The following is a 23,585-nucleotide window of genomic DNA, read 5'->3' on the forward strand; positions in this document are numbered from 1 at the left end:
CGGAATCTAACCAAAGCAAATTCCCATGCGACGCCCTTGAATCACAAGATCGTGTTCCTCAGTAACCAGTTTCAGTTTTCCCGCAACTTCTTCGAGAGAGACAGATGAAATATTATCTCCCCTCAAGGCTACCATACGTCCAAATTCCCCGTTAGCAATCAGTTCCGTCGCATGACCACCCATACGGGTAGAAAGATTACGATCGAAAGGAGTAGGCGAACCGCCACGCTGAATATATCCCAATACCGTCTCACGAGTCTCGATTCCGGTTTCATATTCAATCTCCTGAGCGATATATTCTGCAGCACGCTTGCGCCCGTCTGTCTGGATTCCCTCGGCTACTACCACTATGGAGTAAGGTTTGCCTTTTTTCAGTCTTTCCAGGATTGTGTTGCCGATATTCTTTATATTATAAGGGATTTCAGGAACAAGGATGACATCCCCCCCACCTGCCATACCGGAATACAAAGCAATCCAACCTGCTTTATGCCCCATCACTTCAATTACCATCACTCTTTTATGGGAACTGGCGGTGGAGTGTAAGCGGTCGATAGCATCTGTGGCGATGCTTACAGCCGAATCGAATCCGAAAGAGATATCTGTCCCCCAGATATCATTGTCAATAGTTTTTGGGACTGATACTATATTTACTCCCATTGCAGCAAACTTGGCAGCAGTTTTCTGTGTACCGTTTCCCCCGACGCAGACTACACAATCCAGCCCCATTTCCTGAATATTCTGAAGAATCAGTGCAGGCTTGTCAACATCCGAGATAACGCCACCTTTTTTAAAAGGCTTCTCACGGGAGGTTCCCAGCATCGTTCCGCCAAGATTCAGCAGACCGGACAGCGATTTATCCGTAAAAGACTCGATGTCTTTCGTCAGCAAACCCTGAAAGCCACTGTGAATTCCTATCACTTCCATCCCATAATAATTGATGGCCGTCTTACACACACCACGAATAGTGGCATTAATACCGGGGCAGTCCCCGCCTGAGGTTAAGATTCCGATTCTCATTATCGCATTTTTTAGTCTAAAACTCGGGGATTTTGGTAAACTCGTCAATTTTAACGATTATTTCCGTCGTAAAGATAGAAAAAAAAGATAAATAAATTACTTTTGCACGACTAAACATTATTATGTTAAAGCAGAAATGAATATTACAAAAATTATTAGTAAGACTTTTGACTCCCGTTTAAAACAAATAGATCTATATGCCAATCAGGCAAGTGAGATTCAACACCGTGTGTTGAATCGCTTGGTGCAGCAGGCTGCCCGGACCGAATGGGGTAAAAAGTACGACTATGCCTCTATCCGCAGCTATGAAGATTTCAGAAAACGCCTGCCCATCCAAACATACGAAGAGATAAAGCCTTACGTAGAGCGTTTACGGGCAGGAGAACAGAACCTGCTTTGGCCGTCGGAAATACGTTGGTTTGCCAAATCATCCGGTACGACTAACGATAAGAGCAAATTTCTTCCTGTCAGCAAGGAAGCTTTAGAGGATATTCATTACAGAGGGGGCAAAGATGCGGCGGCTCTTTACTTCCGTATCAATCCGGATAGTCATTTCTTTTCAGGCAAAGGGTTGATTCTAGGTGGCAGCCACAGCCCGAACCTTAATTCCAATCATAGTCTGGTCGGAGATTTATCGGCCATTTTAATTCAGAATGTAAATCCGCTTATTAATTTCGTTCGTGTGCCAAGCAAGAAAATTGCCTTGATGAGCGAATGGGAAACAAAAATAGAAGCAATCGCTAACAGTACTATACCGGTGAATGTTACAAGTTTATCCGGTGTACCGTCCTGGATGCTGGTGCTTATCAAACGAATTCTTGAGAAAACCGGGAAAAGAACATTAGAGGAGGTATGGCCAAATCTGGAAGTGTTTTTCCATGGAGGAGTGGCTTTCACTCCTTATCGGGAACAGTATAAACAGGTGATTCATTCGCCGAAGATGCATTATGTGGAGACTTATAATGCTTCCGAAGGATATTTCGGTACGCAGAACGATCTTTCTGATCCTGCCATGTTGTTGATGATTGACTACGGAATCTTCTACGAATTCATTCCATTGGAAGAAGTGGACAAGGAAAATCCGCGGGCATATTGCCTTGAAGAGGTAGAGTTGAACAAGAATTACGCAATGGTGATTTCCACTTCCTGTGGTTTGTGGAGATACATGATCGGTGATACTGTGAAGTTTACAAGTAAGAATCCTTATAAGTTTGTTATCACGGGCAGAACGAAGCATTTCATCAATGCCTTCGGTGAGGAATTGATTGTGGACAATGCTGAAAAGGGACTGGCCAAGGCTTGCGCAGAAACAGGAGCACAGGTTTGTGAGTATTCTGCGGCACCCGTCTTTATGGATGAGAATGCAAAATGCCGTCACCAATGGCTGATAGAATTTGCCAAGATGCCGGATTCTGTTGAGAAGTTTGCGGCGATACTGGATGCTACTCTGAAAGAGGTCAATTCTGACTATGAGGCAAAACGGTGGAAGGATATTGCATTGCAGCCATTAGAAGTAATTGTTGCCCGCCAGGGATTGTTCCATGATTGGATGGCCCAAAGAGGAAAATTAGGGGGACAACACAAAGTGCCTAGATTGAGTAATACGAGAGAGTACATTGAGACGATGTTGCCGTTGAATCAGTAATATTCTTTTTCTATCGTCTTGATACGAAAGAGCCGGGAAACCATGCGGGGTGTTCGCTGCGGACACTGAGATGATTATCGGGATTCAATTATAATTCCGCCACCTAGTAGCAAACCGTCTTTATAGAATGCTGCGGCTTGCCCAGGCGCAATGGCGGTTAAAGGTTCATGAAGTTGTACGTGGAGTTTGTTGTCAGAAGTAATGGTGACTGTACAGTGGTTTTCCTGTTTACGATATCGTATCTTCACGATAATATCAGAATGCCCCAGGATACGTTCGCGGTTCACGATATTCCAGTCCTTCAACCACATTTCTGTTTTTTCCAAGGCAGAGAGAGAGGATAATACCACTTCATTCTTCTCTGTATTTATCTCTTTTACAAAAACAGGGCGGTTCAGATGAACACCCAGTCCACGTCTTTGGCCAATGGTATAAAAAGGGTATCCTTCGTGCCAAGCTATGAAATTCCCCTTTTCATCGACAAACCTTCCTCGTTTGACCATTGCTGACCACGGCTGACTATTGCCGACCAATGTCTGACCATTGCTGACCAATGTCTGACCATTGCTGACCAATGTCTGACTATTTCTGACCAATGTCTGACCATTGCTGACCAACCAGTTTTTCAGGAAGTTCCGGTAGTCCATCGGGCAAAAACAGACGCCAATACTATCCTTTTTAGTGGCGACTTTTTGGAAGCCACGTTCAGCCGCCCAGGCACGGGCTTCAACTTTCGTAATTCCTCCCATTGGCAGAAGAATTCTGCTGAGTATATCTTGCTTCAAGCCCCACAGAAAAAAGGACTGGTCTTTGTCCGGGTCAACGGCATGCGTAATATAGTAAGTATCTTCTAGCTTTACTTTTTGAACATAGTGACCGGTAGCAATGTAAAAGATGCCCATTTCATCAGCAATTTCGGCAAGCAGAGGCCACTTTAGACGGTTATTGCACAATGTGCAAGGCACAGGGGTATGACCCGCTAAATATTCATGCACAAAATACTCAAGGATTTGCTTGTTGAAAACTTCACGGGCATCGTAGGTTATATGGCGAATACCCAGACGTTCTGCCAGATTACGGGCATCTTCCAGATATTCGGTCGATTCGTTCAGTTCATAAAAACGGAAAGTGACTCCGGTTACCTCATAACCGGCTTCCAGCAGTCTCATGGCAGCTACAGAACTATCCGTTCCACCACTCATACCTAACAATACTCGTTTGTTTTCTTCCATCATGCTGCAAAATTAAGGATTTTCCCGTATCTTTCCTCCAAAGAAAAAAGTCTTTTCTTTATTCAGCCGGTGTACAAATCTCGCGATTTATATATAAATTTGCACAAAAATGGCACTATATGAAATATAAACTTATCGTGCTCGATCTTGACGGCACACTCACTAATTCCCAAAAAGAGATTACTCCCCGCAACAAGGAGACATTGATACGTGTACAAGAACAGGGCGTCCGGTTGGTACTGGCTTCCGGACGACCGACTTACGGCATCGTCCCGCTGGCAAACGAACTACGTATGAATGAATTCGGCGGATTCATCCTGTCTTATAACGGGGGAGAAATCATCAATTGGAAAACCCGGGAAATGATATACGAAAATGTTCTCCCCAATGATATTGTTCCGGTGCTTTATGAAAGTGCGCGCGCTCACCATCTGAGTATATTAACTTATGACGGAGCACAAATCGTGACCGAGAACTCCCAAGACCCATATGTACAGAAAGAAGCTTTCCTGAATAAAATGGAAGTGCGCGAAACGAACGATTTCCTGACAGACATCACACTGCCGGTAGCTAAATGCCTGATTGTAGGAGATGCCGACAAACTCATTCCACTGGAAGCCGAACTTTGTCTCCGGTTGCAAGGACGCATCAACGTCTTCCGTTCAGAACCTTATTTTCTCGAATTAGTCCCGCAGGGAATCGACAAAGCCTTGTCTCTCGGTGTCCTATTAAAAAAAACAGGAATAGGACGCGAAGAAATCATAGCCATGGGTGATGGTTACAACGATTTGTCGATGATAAAGTTTGCAGGATTAGGCATTGCCATGGGCAATGCACAGGAACCGGTGAAAAAAGCGGCGGATTATATCACTTCAAGCAATGAAGAAGACGGCGTAGCCGAAGCAATCCATAAGTTTCTCTATTAACAATAGGACGCATATTCAGATTTTATACTAACTTTGCCACTCCAATAAAACAAATATAAAATGTTATGGAACATCAACTTACCATCTACAACACCTTAGACAGAAAGAAAGAGACCTTCGTGCCGCTTCATGCCCCCCATGTAGGCATGTACGTGTGCGGACCGACTGTTTACGGAGATGCCCACCTAGGACATGCCCGCCCGGCTATTACTTTTGATGTATTATTCCGCTATCTCACCCATCTAGGATACAAAGTACGCTATGTACGTAATATTACCGACGTAGGTCATTTGGAACATGACGCCGACGAAGGAGAAGACAAGATTGCCAAAAAAGCACGTCTGGAAGAACTGGAGCCGATGGAAGTTGTTCAGTATTACCTGAACCGTTACCACAAAGCAATGGAAGCACTGAACGTACTCCCTCCAAGCATCGAGCCGCATGCCTCAGGGCATATCATCGAGCAAATCCAACTGGTACAGAAGATTCTGGATGCAGGATATGCCTATGAAAGCGAAGGCTCCGTCTACTTCGACGTAGCCAAATACAACAAAGACCACCATTACGGAAAACTATCCGGACGCAATCTGGACGACGTGCTGAATACCACCCGCGACCTCGACGGACAAAGCGAAAAACGCAATCCCGCCGACTTCGCCCTTTGGAAAAAAGCACAATCGGAACACATCATGCGCTGGCCGTCTCCCTGGAGCGACGGTTTCCCCGGATGGCACGCCGAATGTACCGCCATGGGGCGCAAATACCTGGGCGAACACTTCGATATCCACGGAGGAGGAATGGACCTGATTTTCCCGCATCATGAATGTGAAATCGCACAATCGGTAGCCTCACAAGGCGATGACATGGTCCACTACTGGATGCACAACAACATGATTACCATCAACGGAACCAAGATGGGCAAATCACTCGGTAACTTCATCACCTTGGACGAATTCTTCAACGGCACCCATAAGCTGCTGGCACAAGCCTACACACCAATGACCATCCGTTTCTTCATCCTGCAAGCTCACTACCGCAGCACGGTAGACTTTAGCAATGAAGCACTGCAAGCAGCGGAAAAAGGGCTGCAACGACTGATGGAAGCCATCGACGCATTGGATAAGATTACTCCCGCACCGGCAACTTCTGCGGGAATCAATGTGAAAGAACTGCGCGCCAAATGCCATGAAGCAATGAATGACGACTTGAACACACCGATTGTCATCGCACAGCTTTTCGAAGGTGCCCGCATCATCAACAATATCATTGCCGGCAATGCCACCATATCTGCCGAAGACCTGAAAGACTTGAAAGAAACATTCCATCTGTTCAGCTTCGACATCATGGGATTGAAAGAAGAAAAAGGTTCTTCCGATGGCCGTGAAGCAGCCTACGGCAAGGTAGTAGACATGTTGTTGGAGCAACGCATGAAAGCAAAAGCCAATAAAGACTGGGCTACTTCCGATGAAATTCGTAATACATTGACTGCACTCGGATTTGAGGTAAAAGATACGAAAGACGGTTTCGAGTGGAGATTGAATAAATAAAATGAGAAACAACGCACCTCACAGTACAAACTAAAAATAAAGAAGACCGGCTCATCACGAACCGGTCTTCTTTATTTTCATTACTTTTCATGCATGAGCATTTCAACAGGTTGCCCATGTTGGCAAGTTACCGTCAATACGGTATTCTCTCCCTGTTGCTCCAACTGAATATTTTCCATCGGAACCGTCAATGTCCAGTGCCCCTTCAAGCGTATCTTCTTACGGATAGGACGGCTCGATTCCTTCGTCGTATAAGCCTTCTCTTTTATATTCAGATTAGGGTCACAGACACTCAGACGGATACCTTTATCCGGTTCCCTCATATACATTACCATCGTTTCAGCAGGAATAGCGGAAATCAGTTTGTCACCGTCGGGGCGGTAAGTTTCAAAAGCAGCATATGCCGTAATCCCTGTTTTTTTATCATATACCACATGAGCTGTCTGATTGCGTTGCAAGACCTCATATGTCGGAGTTTTACGCACTTCATCCAAATCAGTGGCAGAGGGTTGTATCAACACCATATATTCATACGTTCCATCCTTCGGAGCCTTACCATGCTCAATCCAAGCCGAGGAGAACTTTCCCTTAGTCACCGCACGGGTCTTTTCATGGCGTGACTCCTGTTCCGCAACCTGCGAACGCACAGTTCCGTCTACGACATGATAATAATTATCATAGCCGTCATGCAACCAATAAGCCCCCTTTCCTACTTTAGAATCCACTCCATTGTATTTGGTCTGGAAAAGGGTCGTTTCCGTCGGATAATCCGCGTTACTGTTTGTTATACCCGTTCCCAGACAAATCATCCGGTTATCAAAGCAGAATACAGATTTACGGGCAACGAAATCCGGTGTAAAGTTCTTATAGTCACGTTCCATCAGCTTCATGGCAAACATGCCATTCTTCCCTTCCAAAGAACTGCTGCCTGAGAAATTCTCTTTAGAATGAGCCATGGTAGTTCCCTTCAGCGGGCTATCCAACAGTTCGAAAGGTAAATGAATGGTCGTAGTACCGGGCAAACGGTTCCAGTCCCATCCTTCCTGTACAAAGCCGCTGCCGGCGCGTGAAACGGGATTTCCCTTGCCCATAATCTGCACCGAGCCATAACTCTGATAACGTCCGTAACGATTGTCCTTCACATAAATTTCAGAACCCCATACATCAGTCGTATATCCTTTCAGTGTCACCATCCAGTCCGCACGGCGAAAAATACCTGCCGAGCCGTAGTTGTAGACAAAAAAGCCTTGCGGAGCCTGTGCCGGCTGCACACCCTCTTTCTTAAAGAAACGTGCATTCGGAGTATCTTCGTTGCGCACGAGACGCAAATAGTCGGCAGCCAGTCCACGATCAAACGTATTTCCCTGGCCCGATAAATCGCCGGACAAAGCTATATTAGCAAATGCTTCGATATCATCGCTTCCCATCTTCCCTCCAAAAGGATGACGTCCGCTGATACCGATACCCCACTCATAAAGATTGCAATAATTGCGCATAGCAATGAAAGCGGACTTCATATGCTGACGTGCCTCTTTTGTCAGTTCAAAGCTCGTCCCATTAGTGAAAGCGATGAATTGTCCCACTGTAGCCAATACACCGGTGGTATAGCCCGGATAGAAACCGCCGTGATGGAAAGTAGTGCCGTCCACTTTTATACCGCCAATCGTTCCTGGCGTATATCGCAAGGAAGAAGACAGCCAACGGGATAAGCCGTTCAAAGCCTGTTCCTGTTCTCTGGCATCGGGGAACATCATAGCAGAGATAAATTTCGCCATCAATAACGTATGCCAGGAGTCCAGCAGTTCGTCACGCGCCGGGGGACAAGGCTGGCGGGTTTCCTGCAAAGCCGCCCAAAAACGCAACGTAGAGAGATAAGCGTCCCGATGAGGATGTTTATAAATCAAATCACGTATCAACCAGGCAGTCGTATATATCTTACGAATCTGATAACCATAATGATGATTCGTCCCCATACCGCTACCGTATGCAAATCCCTGGTCAATAGCATAATCGAATACGGTGAAATAATTCTTCTTCGACGTTTCATTCTGATTATAATAAGCGTCATAAGCAAAGCCGGAAAGCATGGTTTCAATATCATTCCATGACATTTCCCCTTTCTTCTTGTCCTGTTCGTCGGGTGCCACAATAGGTGTCCCTATAAATCCCGTTCCGGCAATGGACGGGCTAATTGCAGCTTTCTCAAATGTCTTATAAGCAGCATTAATAGCTCCCTGCGGTGCTTTTTTCACTTCAAGAAAGTCAGTCAGCCGCTGTTCGATGGTTTTCAGTTCTTTCTTTTGCCGACCGGTCAACTTAGATGCTAACGGGACATCATATGATTGCTGTTCCCACTTCCACACGAGACACCAGTGCCAGAGGTCACGATTAGACAAGCCGTTATTGGACGGCAATTGCTGGTCGGGAGTAGTGCGAAGATTCATCTTCTTCTCAGGAAAAGTCAGACGGTCAAGGAAAATACGTCCTTTCCGGTTGGGAGCAACCAGCCGGTAAGCAACGATATTCTTGTCGTTCTTCCCTCCTTTCATATACTCGAAAGAAATCCAGCACGCACGCCAACCGGCTGCCTGCAAATGATAAGAGAACCAATAAGAGACTTCGCCCGCCTTATTCAGAAACTCGAAACGGATAGAATCCTGCTGCGGTTTCTCATTATAAATCCACAAAGTAATGCCAAACTGCTTCTCTTTCTTCGCATTGAGTGATAAAGGAGAGATTTGAACATTTAAAGCAGAACCGGGTTGAAAATCCCATTCCAGGCTGCTCTCCCCCTCTTTATAAAAGAGAGAGGATGCTTTCAGTTCTCCTTTTCCCGAAATTTTGAACGCTTCAGGCACTCCGTCTTCAAAGCCGATGAATTGGGCACAAGCGGAAGAGATACTTCCAAGCAATAATAGTATGATGAAACAAGTATTTTTCATTCAATCGCATATTAAATTTTCATTCAACTACATAGGTTCCTATTAATAAGGAATTCTATCCGACAGAATCTTTTCCGTGTACCAAGGATCGTCAATTTCCTTTAGCATAATTCCCATTTCACGATAAAGTCGCTCCACGACTTCCTTATTTTCTTCCAAAGGCAGGTTGTGCAACTGATAAGGATCATTCAAGTCATCAAACAGAAGGCTCTTCTTTAGTTGCTTCGTATTGCGGTCGATATATAAAGCCAATGTATATTGTGCGGTCTTGATACCTCTCGAAGAAGGGAAATAAGTCTGTACCAATCCGTTTTCATCCTTTTCACCGTCCAAATTCTGGATATACAGCGCACCCGCCGGGCGGACAATTTCCGCCTTTTCATCGAAGAAAAGAGGAGCAAAGTTACGCCCTTGCACTTCTGCCGGAATAGAATCACCCAATCCGCACAAACCAAGCACAGTAGGCATAATATCCGGTGATGACAGCAGCAAGTCATCTACTCCCGGTTGAATCTTGCCCGGAAAACGTACGATAAACGGAATATTCATTGATTCGGAGTAAGGCGAGTTCTTCGGGTCTTCGATACGTTGGCTGCACATCGTCTCGCCATGGTCGGAAGCGAAGATAACAACCGTATTCTTATCCAGTCCCAAGTCTTTCAGCGTTTCCAGAATCTGACCGAAGGCACGGTCCACTCCCGTTACAGAAGCAAAATAATAACGGGCAGATTCCGCCTTTTTCATCTTCAGGTCTACGTTCGGACGAACCAGCAAGCTATCCAAAGGTTTATCCTTGTAAAAGTTGAAATCCTGCTCTTCGCAGTCGTCCAAAGAACGATACGGACTATGAGGCGGGTTCATGCCTACCATAATAAAGAAAGGTTTCTTTGTATCGCGCACGTTACCCTCATTCTTCAGATATGAAACCACCTTGCCCGATTCATGCAAAGGCGACCATTCTTTCGGGTCGTGTCTTTTGCCGTCCGTATCCCAATAGTGAGGATTCTTATGTTCATCAAACGTACCGTAAGAATACCAGTAGTTAAATCCGTGACGACGCTCTTTCGGAGTATAAGCATCCCATGCCGGTCGTTTGGATTCTACATATTGTCCCGGGTGTTCGGGATCGTTCGGAGTCGGAAAATCGGCATGAAGTTTTCCGAAATAAGCACAGTCATAACCGGCTTTGCTGAACACATCACCGATACATTCGGCATCCTCGCGCAACGAACTGATGGGACGCGTAGAATTACAGTTCAAAGGCACACCGCTCCGATTGGGATACATACCAGTCAATAACATTCCACGATGAGGGCTACTCAGCGGACAGTTGCTCTGTGCAGAAGACAACACCATGGATTCGCGGGCAAACGCATCCAGATTGGGGGTATGAACAGGATCGCCCTGAAAATTCACTTTATCCCGGAATCCGTCCTGACTCCAGAATCCCATTGCCTGGTTACGGTATTGGTCGGGAAATACATAGATAATATTGGGATGATCAGCTTGTGCCGCCACTTGCTTTGGAACCTTGCAACCCTGTGCCGCAAACAAAGTCAGGCCACCTACCAGAAGGTTTATAGGTTTATTCATGATAATGATAGTTAACGATAAACGGGTTATAATAAAGATACACAAACGAACGAACGGTGAACGACGGACAAGCTATATACAGAAGCCTATGTTCATCATTTACCGTTCGCTGTACATATCAATGAGATTTATTTCTTTTCGAGCTCTCTTTTGCGCATCAGCGCTTCCAAGAAGTAATAGTCGGCATAGTTCAGAGGAACATCAATTTCCTGACCGTGAGGAATACTGCCCACCGAGTGCATCAGGATAAAGTTGCCGTTAGTACCCACCTCTGCACGATAAGCGGGCGAACCCAGACTTACCATAATCTTATCGGCAGTCTCCTTGTATTGGTTGCCCGGCAGATAGCCGTCCAATTCGTAGAGGGCAGAAGCAGTACAAGCCGCAGCGGAAGCGTCACGAGGTTCATTCGGAATGTTCGGTGCATCATAGTCCCAATAAGGAACGAGGTCTTCAGGCAAGTTCTTATTATTGAAGATAAAATTATATACTTTTTGTGCCTGGTCGAGATATTTCTTGTCTTTCGTATAGCGATAGCAGGTAGTATATCCGTAAATAGCCCAAGCTTGTCCGCGAGCCCAAGATGACTCGTCCGCATACCCTTGTGCAGTTTGTCTCTTGCGCACTTCACCGGTTTCAGGATCGTAGTCTACTACATGATAACAGCTGTTGTCCGGACGGAAATGATGTGCCATGGTCGTATCGGCATGTTTCACTGCAATGTTATAGAAAGTGGAATCTCCGGAAAAAGCCGTCGCTTCAAACAGTAATTCGAGATTCATCATATTATCAATAATCACCGGACACTTCCATCCACGTGTTCCCTGCCAGCCTCTATCGGCATCCCATGACTGAATAACACCTGCATTCGGACGGAAACGGGTAGAGAGCGACTTGGCTGCTTCGACAATCACATCCTTATATTCTTTCTTGTCAGCCAGACGGTATCCGTTCAGATAGCTGCAACCAATCATGAAGCCAACATCATGATGCCATTTCAGATACTTCACAGAATCAAGAGCTTCCGTATATTTTTCAGCCAGCGGCAACCATTTCTTATCTCCGGTCAGGTTATAAGTCAGCCACATGCTACCAGGATAAAAACCGGAGCACCAATCGTCGATAGGTATATAAGATATACTACCGTCTTCGTTGATAGTTCTCGGATTCAAAATCTTTCCGGACTTTTCGATAATATCCGTTTGAATCGTGTTTTGTGCCACTGCGTTGTCGATGTTGTCCTGAATAAAGTCTACTTCAGCTTTTTTTTGTCCACCGCAGCTCGTAAAGATCAAAAGGGAAAGTCCTAATGCACTAAGAATTGTTTTCATAATACAGGGATTATTTGTTAAGTGATTAATTTTCTTGATTGCAAAAGTAGTGCATTTCAAAAGAATAGACCGGCCTAAATAATCCAAATGAGGGACAATTTTGGTACATTTGCGGAAGAAATATCGAAAAAGAATAATTATCATGACCCCACAAGAATTCTTCAAGAATGACCTTTTTGCCGAAAACGCAGGTGTAGTGCTGCTCGAAGTACGCAAAGGATACAGCAAAACCAAACTGGAAGTAAAACCCGAACATCTCAATGCAGGAGCACGGACACAGGGCGGAGCCATCTTCACACTGGCGGACCTGGCGCTTGCCGCAGCAGCCAATTCACACGGCACACTGGCTTTCTCGCTCTCCTCCAGCATTACCTTTCTGCGGGCAAGCGGACCGGGTGATACTCTTTATGCCGAAGCACGCGAACGCTACATCGGTCGGAGCACAGGGTGCTATCAGGTAGACGTAACCAACCAAAAAGGAGATTTGATTGCCACTTTCGAATCAAGTGTATTCCGAAAAGACCAGAAAGTTCCTTTCGAAGTTCAGGAATAAAAAAACAGACAGGGCTGAAAGTGACCTTTACGGATGTACTTTCAGCCCTGTCTGTTTTTTCTCTTTATCTATTTTTTTACAATGGAAGTCAGCGGATGGCGATTCCCCTGTACATCATTCAAGAACGCCTTTGCCGAACCGAAGTTCAAGAACAAATCGAGACGGACGGGAAGATGATTCAAGTCGTCCGTCACAAAGAAGGTTATGACTTCCTTTTCTTTCCCTTTCTTATCATATTCGACCAATGAGAAAATCAGGCAACGATAAGTAACCCCATTCTCGGCTTTTACGTTTTCCTTGCCGCGATAGATAAGCGTCTGCTCTTCCACCTTACGTCCCGTAGCCATCGGAAACTTTATCTTCTGCCCTACCTTATAGTCGGCAGGGTCGTACGAACGTGCCTGCACCAAGATGCTGAGCATATCGTAGATGCAACGGCTGTCACTTGCTTCGGAGTCGGCATAGGTCCCGTCGCGGTACGTACGTTTCTGATTGACATGGCAAAGCCCGTCTTTGTACGAAAACCAGGCCTCGTCAACCGTGTAGCGTTTACCCTCTTCGGCACCTTTGCGGAAATAGCGCGGTTCGAGCCGCTCGCCGATGACGCAGGTCAGCGTATCGCGCATCTTGAAGAAGAAGTCGGCACGTTTGCTGCCTATGGCGAGCAGATTCATCCGGTAGGCGGGTTCCGACCGATAGGTAGTCGCGTTGGTCGTAAGGCTGGCAAGTCCGGCCTTCACCCAGACAAACTTCCAGTTGAAGTACAAATCGTACATCACGTGTTCGCCCGTCTGAAACGCATCGTTCTTCGCCTCACATTGGGCACTGGCGGGAAGGGCGAAAATTCCCATCAGCAATGCCATAGTCCCGATTATCAAGCTACGGCGAAAGCTAACGGCGCCTGTTCTGATTATTTCTATCTTTCTTCTTCTTGTCTTCATCTGGCTTTTGTTTTTTAAGCTCATCCGGTTTCTGTTTATCCACAGGAGTCGCATGAATATCCCATGGTTGTGTCACGTCCCACAATGCCTTATAGTCTAATATTGTCGGATAATAGAAAACAGCTTCCGGTTGCAGACCTTTTGCAAAGTCTCCCGTATCCCATTCTCCGTTTCCATTTGTGTCGTTAATCAGCCGGGCTGCATATTTTCCAGGATTCAAGAAATAGAAATCGGCCATTCCATCTTTCACTATACGCTTACGGACCACCTTGTCTTGCGCGTCAAGCAGTTCGACGAATGCCAACGAATCAGCCCCCGTCACACTGAAATGAAGCGTGAAGTATTCATCCTCACTACGCACTTTGAATCCTTGCTTTATCTTATCGGTAAACAATCCGTATATACCATGGAAAGCCGTAGAGTCTACCTCAAACTCGTATTCAAAAGTCGGTTCCCAATCATAATACAAGTTAAACTTCTTCTGATTCAGGGAGTCCTGTTCAAACTCAAATGGTATATCCTTCCAAAGCGTATCCACTTTCTGCCGCAGATGAATAGCGGTACTGTCAAAACCGGCTATCGGTTCATCGAAATTCAGAGAGACATAACCATACACCTCCATTGACGAAGGCGCGCTGACATTCACCGGCAGGAACTTCGTAGGTTCCGGCTCGTCGTCCTCATCATCTTTCTTTTTCTTCTTTTTCTTCTTCTCCTTTTCCGGCTCGTCTTTCTTGTATTTCTGCTTCGAAACCAGGTTCAAGGTATCCGTACGGGGTACCAACTGATTCAAGGTATCCGTATAAAGATAAGTCAGGCTCATGGAAAGCGTATCCTGCTTGAAGAGCAAGGAGTCTTTGACCCAATAATGAATCGTATCGTTCCGCTGGTTCTTTTCGATGATAAAAGCATCCTTTTCATCAAAGTTCAATCCTTTCAGTACAGGCAGAGTGTCCGCCTTGCCTGCAAAATAGAAAGTAAACTTATGTGGTACAAGCCTTTCGGATTTGATAAGATATTGCGAATAATTCAGTTCTTTGAAAGCCCGGAGAATTACGTCGTCCGGCAGATAATGCATATACTTCTTCTCAACAATCGTATCATAGGTCAATGAATCCACCCAGGCTGTATCCATACGGATACGTTCTTCCATACGAGGGATAATCAGCGAATCATGAAAAGCAATCACCTCGCTCTTCTGATTGAAAGTAAAATTCTGGTCGGCATCCATCAGCCCGTAAATGCGGTACTTGCCGGGAGCTATGCCGCGGATGGAGAAACGGCCGCGACTGTCGGTGCGTGCCACGCGGTCGAAAGGCAACTTGTTGAAAGCCGAATCGTTCAGGTTGGAATGCAGCCCTACAAGAATGCCTTTGATAGGTTCCAGATTAGAGGCATCAAGTACTGTTCCCGACACTTCCATCGTGTCTATCTGCGCACCGGTAGAAAAGGTGAATGCAAAGTTTCCCAACGGGTTACCTTCATTATTGTCGACAATGGCATCCGAAAAGTCAATGGTATAGGTAGTGTTCGGTTTCAAAGAATCAAGCAGGTTCACCTGTATCCGTTTTCCGGAAGCCTTGATTTCGGGTTGCTGTATCTGAGGTGGGGAAACAACGACTTTCTCGGTTGCCTTCTCCAATTTGATAAACTCGTCAAACAGCAAAGAAACTTTCGTCCTTTCATTATTTAACGCACCGGCAGCAGGAGTACTGCCAATGAAACGGGGGGGAGTCTCATCATAAGGTCCCCCGTCCGGTCGTCCGATACTGGCGCAGGAGTATAACATTGCTACCAGCGTTACTACCGGAAGCGCCTTGCGGACTATTTGTTTTATCTTTTGATTCTCAAACTGTAACATGCTGCAAAAATAAGCGTTCTTATCCAATATACACCACACTTTCTAGCTAATTTATTAAAAAACGCTAGGGTGGCTTAGGTTAATAAACAATTTCGATGAGGTTTTTATTTCTTTTTTTGCAGAGTGATTCGTTTTATGACTGAACCGCCCTTCTAATTGCCTTGCATTATTTCATGAATACATTCTGAGACTAATAGACATTCAGTAATTATAAAATAAATACAAACTGTTTTTTCTTATTTCTTGATATTTACGAGTATAGATCGTATAGGGTTGTATATACGGTCAAATAATGTCATTTCTTCAGTAATTATATCCGCTGTTCCCGGCATTTCCTGACTAAACTGTAGTGTTTTACCATAATTAGTACGCAGCCCATGCGGCAAAGATACATCAACTAAATAATTCTTCTCATATGGCATCAGGGATATAGCCTGTACTATTCCTTGCACAAGTCCAAATTCCATATATGGATAACTATCTAATTTAATACTGACTTTCTGCCCTATTTTCACTTTACCGGATTTTGCCGTCGGCAGTAATAATTTGCCTACTAACTGGTTTTCTACTGGAATAATAGTCATTACTTCTTCGCCAGGTGTTACATATTGACCTATAGACCAATATTTTGAGAATGATGCTTTACCCTCATAAGGAGCCACTATAGCAAAATTTTGAATCCACTGATTTAGTTCTGTACGCATATTCTTGAAAGCAGTTTCCATATCTTTTATTAACAGATTCTCTTTCTCAATAGATTGGTCTGTATTCTCTATTAATGCATGTGATAATTGGCTTTTCTGTATTCTAATATTCTCTATTTCTGCTATATTGGTCATTAATGATACTTTCTTTTGTATTAATAGACTCTTCGCTTGTTCGTATTCAATCATAGTAGCAGCGTTACCGACAAATAAAGTACTGTCTCTTTTGAAAGCTTGCGCTGCAATATCACAATTGGCATTTTCAAGTTCATATTTTTTTATTAAAGATTGTTCATACGAGGCAGTATGCTGTATTTCTTTCAATAGTGCTTGCTGTTTTTTCTCATATGTTTTGAGCCTACAAAATATGTCGTATGATTCAATTGCCTTTTGAAGTACAGAAAAGGAGTTTGTTAAATCACCAAGTTCAAGATTTTTTTTCTTCTCAAAAATATCTATTACTTTTTTATATTGTTCTGTGCTTATAGAGTCCATTACTAATTTCAGCCATAACACATCATCCACATTTGCGGAATTCTTTATTACGGCAAGAATTTGGTTCCTCTTGACAATATCGTCTTTTTCAACATACATTTTCTCAATAAGTCCTCCACCTTTATTTATTAAATGAGAGGGTGGCAGATTTGTGGTTATATTAATACTGCAACTAATAGTTTCCGGATAATAGAAAAAAGCACTTCCAACTAATAATATCAATACGCTGGCACAAATGACACCAATACCGGTTCGCATGATCCAATTAGGAGACTTTCCCAGTATAGCATCAATCTCAGAAGTCCGAAGTTCTATGTTATTTTCATTTCTTTCCATTATTCTGATAGGTTTAGTTGATTCTTTACTAATGTGTAATAGTATCCTTTTTGATTAAGCAATTCTTGATGATTTCCTATCTCTACAATCTTGCCTTTATCTAACACTACAATTTGATCGGCATTCTGTACGGTACTCAATCGATGTGCAACTACTACTACGGTTCTACCCTCAAAGAAGCGTTCCATATTTCGCATAATTTCAGATTCATTATTTGCATCCAGTGAATTAGTTGCTTCATCAAAGAATATGAAATCTGGATTTTTATAAACGGCACGTGCTATTAGAATGCGTTGCTTTTGACCTTGACTAATACCACTGCCTTCTTTACCTATTACCGTATTATAGCCAGAGGGAAGTTCTTCAATAAAATCATGAATATTTGCAGTAATAGCAGCATTGTACAATCTTTCTTTATCTATATCGTCATCTCCAATAGCTATATTTTCAGCCACAGATTCTGAGAACAGATACCCTTCTTGCATAACAATGCCGCATTTCGACCGCCAAAAACGAGGATTAATATGATTAAGGTCTAAATGCCCGATCTTAATACGCCCTTTATCAGGAAGGTAATTTCCCATTAATAATTTAATCAATGTTGTCTTACCGCTACCACTAGCTCCAACAATTGCAGTGACCTTATTTTGAGGAATTACCAAGTTTATATCCGATAGAACAGGAGTTAATTTAGGACCTAAATAGCTAAAATTAAGTCCTTCGATTCTAATATTATGGTCTTTTGGCTCCAATTCCGTTATATCATTTTCAGTTATTTGGTCTTCATTAGCTTGGAAATGAACTTCTCCCAGACGTTCCAAACTTATTTTAGCATCTTGATAAGCATGTATAAACCCTATCATATTTTCGATAGGACCTCTTAGTTGTCCTATTATATAGGAGAGAGACATCATCATACCAAGCGTCATTCGTCCTTCAATAACTTCTTTTGCTGCTATAACAGATAAGATAATGTTTAAAGTTTGAGAAATAAAAAAAGCTCCCCCACTTTGTACTTGATCAATAGATACCCCTTTAACCGTGACTTCGAAAAGTTCAGCTTGTATTTTCTCCCATTTACAACGCACTTTATTTTCGCAATTATTCAATTTTATTTCCTGTGCGCCTTCTATTATCTGGATAATATTACTTTGATTTTTTGCCGCTTTCTCAAAACGCTTAAAATCCAATTGCCTACGTACTCTTAAAAAAAGGAATATCCAGCCCATATAGATAGAATGCCCTATCACAAATATGATTAGTATTTGCATATTATAGATAGCAAGTATGATGCCGAACACAAAAAAATTGAATAATGAAAAGAAAGTCGCAAGAGAGGAACTTGTGAGAAAGCTTTCAATACGCGAATGGTCTCCAATGCGCTGCATGATATCCCCGGTCTTTTTTGAATCAAAAAAACGAATGGGTAGTTTTAGTAATTTAAAAATAAAATCAGAGATTAGCGCAACGTTTATTCGGGTATTAATATGCGTAAATATCCAGCTTTGTATGAAACCAACAGACAATTGGCTAGTCGATAAAATTAATTGCGTGACTAATATTAGAATAATAAAATTCAAATTATTATTCAATACACCCACGTCTATCATCGACTGAGTCAAGAATGGAAATATTAACTGGAACACTAGTCCCAGCAACATTCCCAAAACGATCTGCACAAACATTTTTTTGTGAGGACGAAGATAATTCAAGAAAAATAAAATACTCTGCTTTTTAGTTTCATCATTGATACCTTTGTCATAAAAATGAATGGATGGCGCCAGCATTAAAACCATTCCCTTCTCTTTTCCTTTATCAACGGAACTGAGCCATCCATCACAAAACTCTTCTATACTATACTTCAAACGCCCAAATGCAGGATCAGACACATACACTGTACCTTTAGGCTTACTCCCGGACTTATGAATTTTTATTTTATACACCACAACAAAATGATCTTGTTTCCAATGGACAATACAAGGCAATATTACCTTATTTGCCAGTTTGGAAAAGTCTGTCTTGATGCCCATAGCACGAAAGCCAATACGTTCTGCCGCATCGCTAATGCCTAACAAAGTGACTCCGTTACGGTTTGCATAGCAATACTCCCTTAAGGTTTGCAGAGAATGCATTTTACCGTAAAATTTAGCAATCATTTGCAAGCAGGCCGGACCGCAATCCATCGAGTCGTGTTGATGATAAAAAGGAAAATCCATATAAGTCCTTTTAATTAAGTAGTTTATTAACTTATTGATTCCGCAGCTTGTAACGCTTTCATTTTTCCATCATATAGATTTCGAATAAATGTATCCACATTCACATCAGCTGTGGTTAATGGACATATAGTATGAAGCAACTCTTTAGGAGTTTCCATAAGTTTTTGGGAACAAGGCCCAGTACACAAAGGCATATGCTTACAGGCTAGACACATTTCATTTTCAAATGTTGCCTTTGCATACATTTTCCTCATTTTCTCTTGATTCCATAATATATGCCCATCATCTTGCAACTCTCCCAACACATACTCGTCAGAATAAGCTCTTGCAGTACATTTATATATTTTCCCGTCAAAATTGATTTCCGTATGATAATATCGATCTACATAGCATGTGTGACCTTTCAATACTGACAAACAACTTGAAGGATTCTCTGCATCATATCCCAACTCTTTGCAATATTCAAATATAGCTAGTTTATTAGGATTATTACCATCCTCGTTTCTTTTACTTTCAGTTTGCCACACACGTTGGAAACTTGGACTTATTTTATGACGATATTTAGCAGGAATCATTTCGAAGACTTCTTTCATATTACTTTTCTCAAGCGTCTGGGTGTCATAGTTTATACGTAACGTTACGTTAACATCGGGGATATTATCACATAAATAATAAATTCCCTGAAGTATTTGCTTGTAAGATGGAGCCCCATTCATATTCCGTATCCGATTATGTCTTTTTTCATCACCATCCAGTGTTATCTGGAAATGCTTCATGCCCAACTCATTCATCTTTTTAGCCCTTTCTTCTGTTATCAATGAACCATTTGTTGTTGCTTGAGTGAAAAAAGGCAATCCATTTTCTGTCATTATATCACGAAGTTGTTCGGATAAAGGAACAATAATCTCGTCAAAATATAATAAAGGCTCCCCTCCAAACCAATCAAGGAGCAAACTACTTATCCTTTCTTCTTTAATCATTAATTTTACATGCTTTTTTATTTTTTCTATGGTCTCTTCATTCATTTTCCCCGCAACGTGGTCTTCATAGCAATACCAACACCTGAAATTACATTCCAATGTAGGATTAATGACCAAGCGATAGGTCTTATCCAAAAAAACTTTCTTGTGATTTATAAGTCGAATAACATCTTTCTGATCCCTTTCCATATCAGTGATAAATTCCCAATCTACAAACTTCTTGAACACAGAATTATATTCTAATTCAAAAGAAATAAGATCATTGAATTGGTTCTGAAGAAATATATGTTCTTGTTCTGATACAGAGAAGATTTGACCGGAAATGCTATTGAAGTAAATTGTCCGATCTCCGTTGTTAACATAATAATTATAAAAGCTTAATTGATACATATCTTCTAACGTTTATGGTTATACAATTCTATCATTTTTTTAAGATCATCCAGTGTAAACGTTTCATGGAAACAATCGATACTCCATGGCACATCTGGCGTCACATCTACATCATATCCATGAGCTTTTTTGGCACAAATGAACGGTAAATTAGTATTCGGTAATTTATATCTGACTAATGGCGCATAAACCTGATAATAATGTCCGGGGGGTTCTCCCACCAATATACCTCTATGAGAGTTTTTCATTAACAAATAAAACAAATGTGCAGCCGAATATGTCCAATGTCCAGCTATAACGAATACATGACCGCTGTAACCAGTTATCACTTGTGGATAAATATAATTCCCTGTTCCCTTATCTACAACTACTACAGTGTCATGCTGCAATTTATTGAATAATGCAAGAACAGGTCCATCTCCTCCCCCAGTATTTTTCGATATATCAATAAACAGGTATTTATAATCATTAATTTTCTTTTCAACAAAAAGAGTATCAAGTGTTTTTTGAAAAGTCTCAATTAAACCGTCTTCTGCCAAACATGGTAAGCTAAATGAATTCACTTCGAGATACGCAATTGATTCTTCAGGGTAAAGTTTATAGTCAAATGGAATACCTGTAAAAGCTTTGTTAAAATCCGTAAAATGGTCTTGGATTCCTATTTCAGTTTTTACTATTTCCTCTCCACTTTCTCCTTGATATACAACTTTATAAGGTGGAACTAATTTTAATACAGAATATGTTAAGGAAGGAAAATACCCTCTTAAATGACATAATCGCAACTTCGGGTTTTCTTCTGCCCATATACATTTGTCTAGTTCGTGAATAATCTTATGAGCTTCCATTCCATTGATTGATATCACTTTCATACCATTCATAAAGATCTCATTATCAGTAACACTGTCAGGATACAAATAAGAAGCACCTCCGTAAACCAATGGAAATGAATGTTTTAGATCAATATAATCCATGCCGGAATGTCCATCTAAACAATGTTGAAGTCTTAACATTGTTCTCCATAAATCAACAATATTCATCGAATCCGTGAGCATACTTCGTGCTTGCTCCACTTCTTTATTGAAATAGTCTTCCGTAACGAATGCATACAAATTAGGATGCTTCGTCCTCAAAGTATTTATGTAATAGTCAAAATCTTCTGTAACTTGAGCAAAAGAATAGATTGGTACTCTCTCCTGAGAATACGATACTTTTACTAAAAGAAAAAGCCAGACTAATACTATATATTTTTTTTTCATACAACTAGGGAATTACGAGTTAAAGCATAAGCCGACTTTACAAAGTATTAATCAGCTTATGCTCATCGCTGTAGTTTTTTATATGAACAATTATATAATACATAATTGTTTTACTACAATAAACTGGCAGGCTTAGCCGTTGGTTCAACTGTTGGAGATTCAGTTGGTTTGTCAGTTGGTTTTGTTGAAGGTCCGCCGCATGTCATAACATTCGTATTGTTGTCACACACTGTCCCTTTTGATGGACACTCAGTTTTTGATTGACAGACTTGAGCCGCTTTAGTACATCTTGACGTGTACACATTACATCCAACGAATGTACATGTGCCAAAAGTGTCACCTGCCCCACCGACCACATGAGACATCGTCATAGAAGTAAGTGTTTCCTCACTAAAAATGGGAGCTACCTCATCAAACTCCATGCCCAGCTTCTGAACAAGGAGTTCTTTACTAGTCAAATCTTTCTCTTTCATTTACAAGAAATTTTAATTATTAGACAATAGGTTGCATGGCTATCTAGAATCCGCAACCAGTTATATAGCTATTTATATCCTTATTCATTATCGTTTTGTAATATAGCTTTAATTCCTTTATGCTCCTATAGTCTTTAATCAGCCACTCTTTAGCTTCTTTAAATTCATCGGGGGACAGTTTCTCTATTTTGCTATATATAGTTTGCTTCAAATCTGCAGAAAATAGCGTTTCGGCAATCAATAACTTATTATAGATTTGATAGCTAATCCCGTCAGAGAACGGCAATGCTTTTCGATACATATGCCCTATGGCAATGCTTTTAAGTAAGAAACAGCCTCCTCCTTCCATCCATGCTTTCATACTGATATACGGTTCTTCATTACCATACATTTTTAGCCCCTCCAAACCTCTAAGATATTTCCAATAGCTCTTAGAGGTGAAATAAGTAGCTCCTAAAACACAAGGTATTTTAATCAATCCAGAGTCGGGAGCTATATCTTCGTAAATCCATTCCGGTTCTAAAAGTTTTTCATCATCTGTGAAGTTTATTTTTGCTCCATACGGGGTTCCTGCTTCAATCCCCCAATCTTCGTTTAGCACTTTTGTTTGGCAACAATAAATGCTATTCGGTTTTTTTCTCAATTGTTCGATTATAGCATTGCACCAGTCATCTTGGCCGAACTGCATATGAGCATCTACCGTAAGAAAATAGGGAGTTTCAATTGCTGATATTCCCATTTCACGACATGCAGCAGGCCCTATTCTTTTGTCATTCTCTATCATTCTTATTCCGAATGATTCTTCCAATTGCTTATAAGGATAACCATCGGTAGAATTATCATTAACTATGATTACATCTATCGGGCACGTTGCAGTTTCCACAATACTTATTAAGGTCCGCTTTAGGTTTTCCCCCTCATTCATGAAAGGAATTACAATACTAAGCTCTTTCATCCTTTTACACATTTATGATTTTTCTATCACGCAATTTATCTACAATCTCATAAATGGTTCGCACATATGTTTCCGGAGTGAGCATATTGTGCATATTCAAAAAGTTCCATGAAGGCAAAAACTTTTCTACGACTTCCATTCCTAAAGAGGAGTTTTTTTCGATATTGCTCACAAACCATTCTATTGCTTCTT

General features: G+C 42.0%; 17 protein-coding genes. 4 read left to right on the forward strand and 13 right to left on the reverse strand.

Annotated elements, in window-relative coordinates:
- Positions 1-6: 6 nt before the first annotated feature.
- The gene (locus NSB03_RS00265; protein WP_024986046.1) at positions 7-1,017 is read right to left on the reverse strand and encodes an ATP-dependent 6-phosphofructokinase; all 1,011 of its coding nucleotides are present in this window, start codon (positions 1,015-1,017) and stop codon (positions 7-9) included.
- 136 nt (positions 1,018-1,153) lie between these two features.
- On the opposite strand from NSB03_RS00265, the gene NSB03_RS00270 reads away from it, so the two are divergent.
- Complete coding sequence (locus tag NSB03_RS00270) at positions 1,154-2,662, forward strand: GH3 auxin-responsive promoter family protein (RefSeq protein ID WP_135036326.1); 1,509 nt, start codon at positions 1,154-1,156, stop codon at positions 2,660-2,662.
- A 74-nt stretch (positions 2,663-2,736) separates the two neighbouring features.
- On the opposite strand, the gene mnmA is transcribed toward NSB03_RS00270, so the two are convergent.
- Complete coding sequence (gene mnmA, locus NSB03_RS00275) at positions 2,737-3,897, reverse strand: tRNA 2-thiouridine(34) synthase MnmA (RefSeq protein WP_024986047.1); 1,161 nt, start codon at positions 3,895-3,897, stop codon at positions 2,737-2,739.
- A 116-nt stretch (positions 3,898-4,013) separates the two neighbouring features.
- Here mnmA and NSB03_RS00280 point away from each other — a divergent pair, with 116 nt between their 5' ends.
- Positions 4,014-4,820: a Cof-type HAD-IIB family hydrolase gene (locus tag NSB03_RS00280; RefSeq protein ID WP_257466120.1), complete on the forward strand. Its 807-nt coding sequence runs from the start codon at positions 4,014-4,016 to the stop codon at positions 4,818-4,820.
- 65 nt (positions 4,821-4,885) lie between these two features.
- Positions 4,886-6,367 carry a cysteine--tRNA ligase gene (cysS, locus tag NSB03_RS00285; RefSeq protein WP_257466121.1) on the forward strand — a complete coding sequence of 494 codons (1,482 nt, stop codon included), beginning with the start codon at positions 4,886-4,888 and terminating at the stop codon, positions 6,365-6,367.
- 80 nt (positions 6,368-6,447) lie between these two features.
- On the opposite strand, the gene NSB03_RS00290 is transcribed toward cysS, so the two are convergent.
- From NSB03_RS00290 to NSB03_RS00300, 3 genes are all read right to left on the reverse strand, one after another.
- Positions 6,448-9,309 carry a chondroitinase family polysaccharide lyase gene (locus NSB03_RS00290; protein WP_024986048.1) on the reverse strand — a complete coding sequence of 954 codons (2,862 nt, stop codon included), beginning with the start codon at positions 9,307-9,309 and terminating at the stop codon, positions 6,448-6,450.
- 42 nt (positions 9,310-9,351) lie between these two features.
- Positions 9,352-10,902, reverse strand: coding sequence for a sulfatase family protein (locus tag NSB03_RS00295; RefSeq protein ID WP_121765630.1), 1,551 nt, complete (start codon positions 10,900-10,902; stop codon positions 9,352-9,354).
- 128 nt (positions 10,903-11,030) lie between these two features.
- Complete coding sequence (locus tag NSB03_RS00300) at positions 11,031-12,233, reverse strand: glycoside hydrolase family 88 protein (RefSeq protein ID WP_121765647.1); 1,203 nt, start codon at positions 12,231-12,233, stop codon at positions 11,031-11,033.
- A 142-nt stretch (positions 12,234-12,375) separates the two neighbouring features.
- Here NSB03_RS00300 and NSB03_RS00305 point away from each other — a divergent pair, with 142 nt between their 5' ends.
- A complete protein-coding gene (locus tag NSB03_RS00305) occupies positions 12,376-12,786 on the forward strand; it encodes a PaaI family thioesterase (protein ID WP_024986049.1) in 411 nt (136 codons plus the stop codon).
- 68 nt (positions 12,787-12,854) lie between these two features.
- Here the strand turns inward: NSB03_RS00305 and NSB03_RS00310 are convergent, their stop codons facing one another.
- From NSB03_RS00310 to NSB03_RS00345, 8 genes are all read right to left on the reverse strand, one after another.
- Positions 12,855-13,727, reverse strand: a complete 873-nt coding sequence (locus NSB03_RS00310; RefSeq protein WP_128824186.1) for a DUF3108 domain-containing protein — start codon at positions 13,725-13,727, stop codon at positions 12,855-12,857.
- Positions 13,678-15,588, reverse strand: a complete 1,911-nt coding sequence (locus NSB03_RS00315; RefSeq protein ID WP_257466122.1) for an Ig-like domain-containing protein — start codon at positions 15,586-15,588, stop codon at positions 13,678-13,680. Before NSB03_RS00315 ends, NSB03_RS00310 begins: the two co-directional genes overlap by 50 nt.
- Positions 15,589-15,824: 236 nt before the next feature.
- The gene (locus tag NSB03_RS00320) at positions 15,825-17,123 is read right to left on the reverse strand and encodes an HlyD family secretion protein (RefSeq protein ID WP_121765626.1); all 1,299 of its coding nucleotides are present in this window, start codon (positions 17,121-17,123) and stop codon (positions 15,825-15,827) included.
- Positions 17,123-19,339: a peptidase domain-containing ABC transporter gene (locus tag NSB03_RS00325; protein ID WP_257466123.1), complete on the reverse strand. Its 2,217-nt coding sequence runs from the start codon at positions 19,337-19,339 to the stop codon at positions 17,123-17,125. The genes NSB03_RS00320 and NSB03_RS00325 overlap by 1 nt, the downstream gene beginning before the upstream one ends.
- A 26-nt stretch (positions 19,340-19,365) precedes the next feature.
- Positions 19,366-20,709 (reverse strand): radical SAM/SPASM domain-containing protein, encoded by a 1,344-nt coding sequence (locus NSB03_RS00330; protein ID WP_024986053.1) that lies wholly within the window; start codon positions 20,707-20,709, stop codon positions 19,366-19,368.
- Between the two features lie 5 nt (positions 20,710-20,714).
- Positions 20,715-21,965: a S41 family peptidase gene (locus NSB03_RS00335; RefSeq protein ID WP_024986054.1), complete on the reverse strand. Its 1,251-nt coding sequence runs from the start codon at positions 21,963-21,965 to the stop codon at positions 20,715-20,717.
- A 113-nt stretch (positions 21,966-22,078) separates the two neighbouring features.
- Entirely contained in the window at positions 22,079-22,438 is a 360-nt protein-coding gene (locus NSB03_RS00340) for a hypothetical protein (protein ID WP_024986055.1), read from the reverse strand.
- Positions 22,439-22,481: 43 nt separating this feature from the next.
- A complete protein-coding gene (locus NSB03_RS00345; RefSeq protein ID WP_159102114.1) occupies positions 22,482-23,393 on the reverse strand; it encodes a glycosyltransferase in 912 nt (303 codons plus the stop codon).
- Positions 23,394-23,585 lie beyond the last annotated feature (192 nt).

This window comes from Bacteroides acidifaciens (genome assembly GCF_024623065.1).
GTDB classification, from domain to species: Bacteria; Bacteroidota; Bacteroidia; order Bacteroidales; family Bacteroidaceae; genus Bacteroides; species Bacteroides acidifaciens.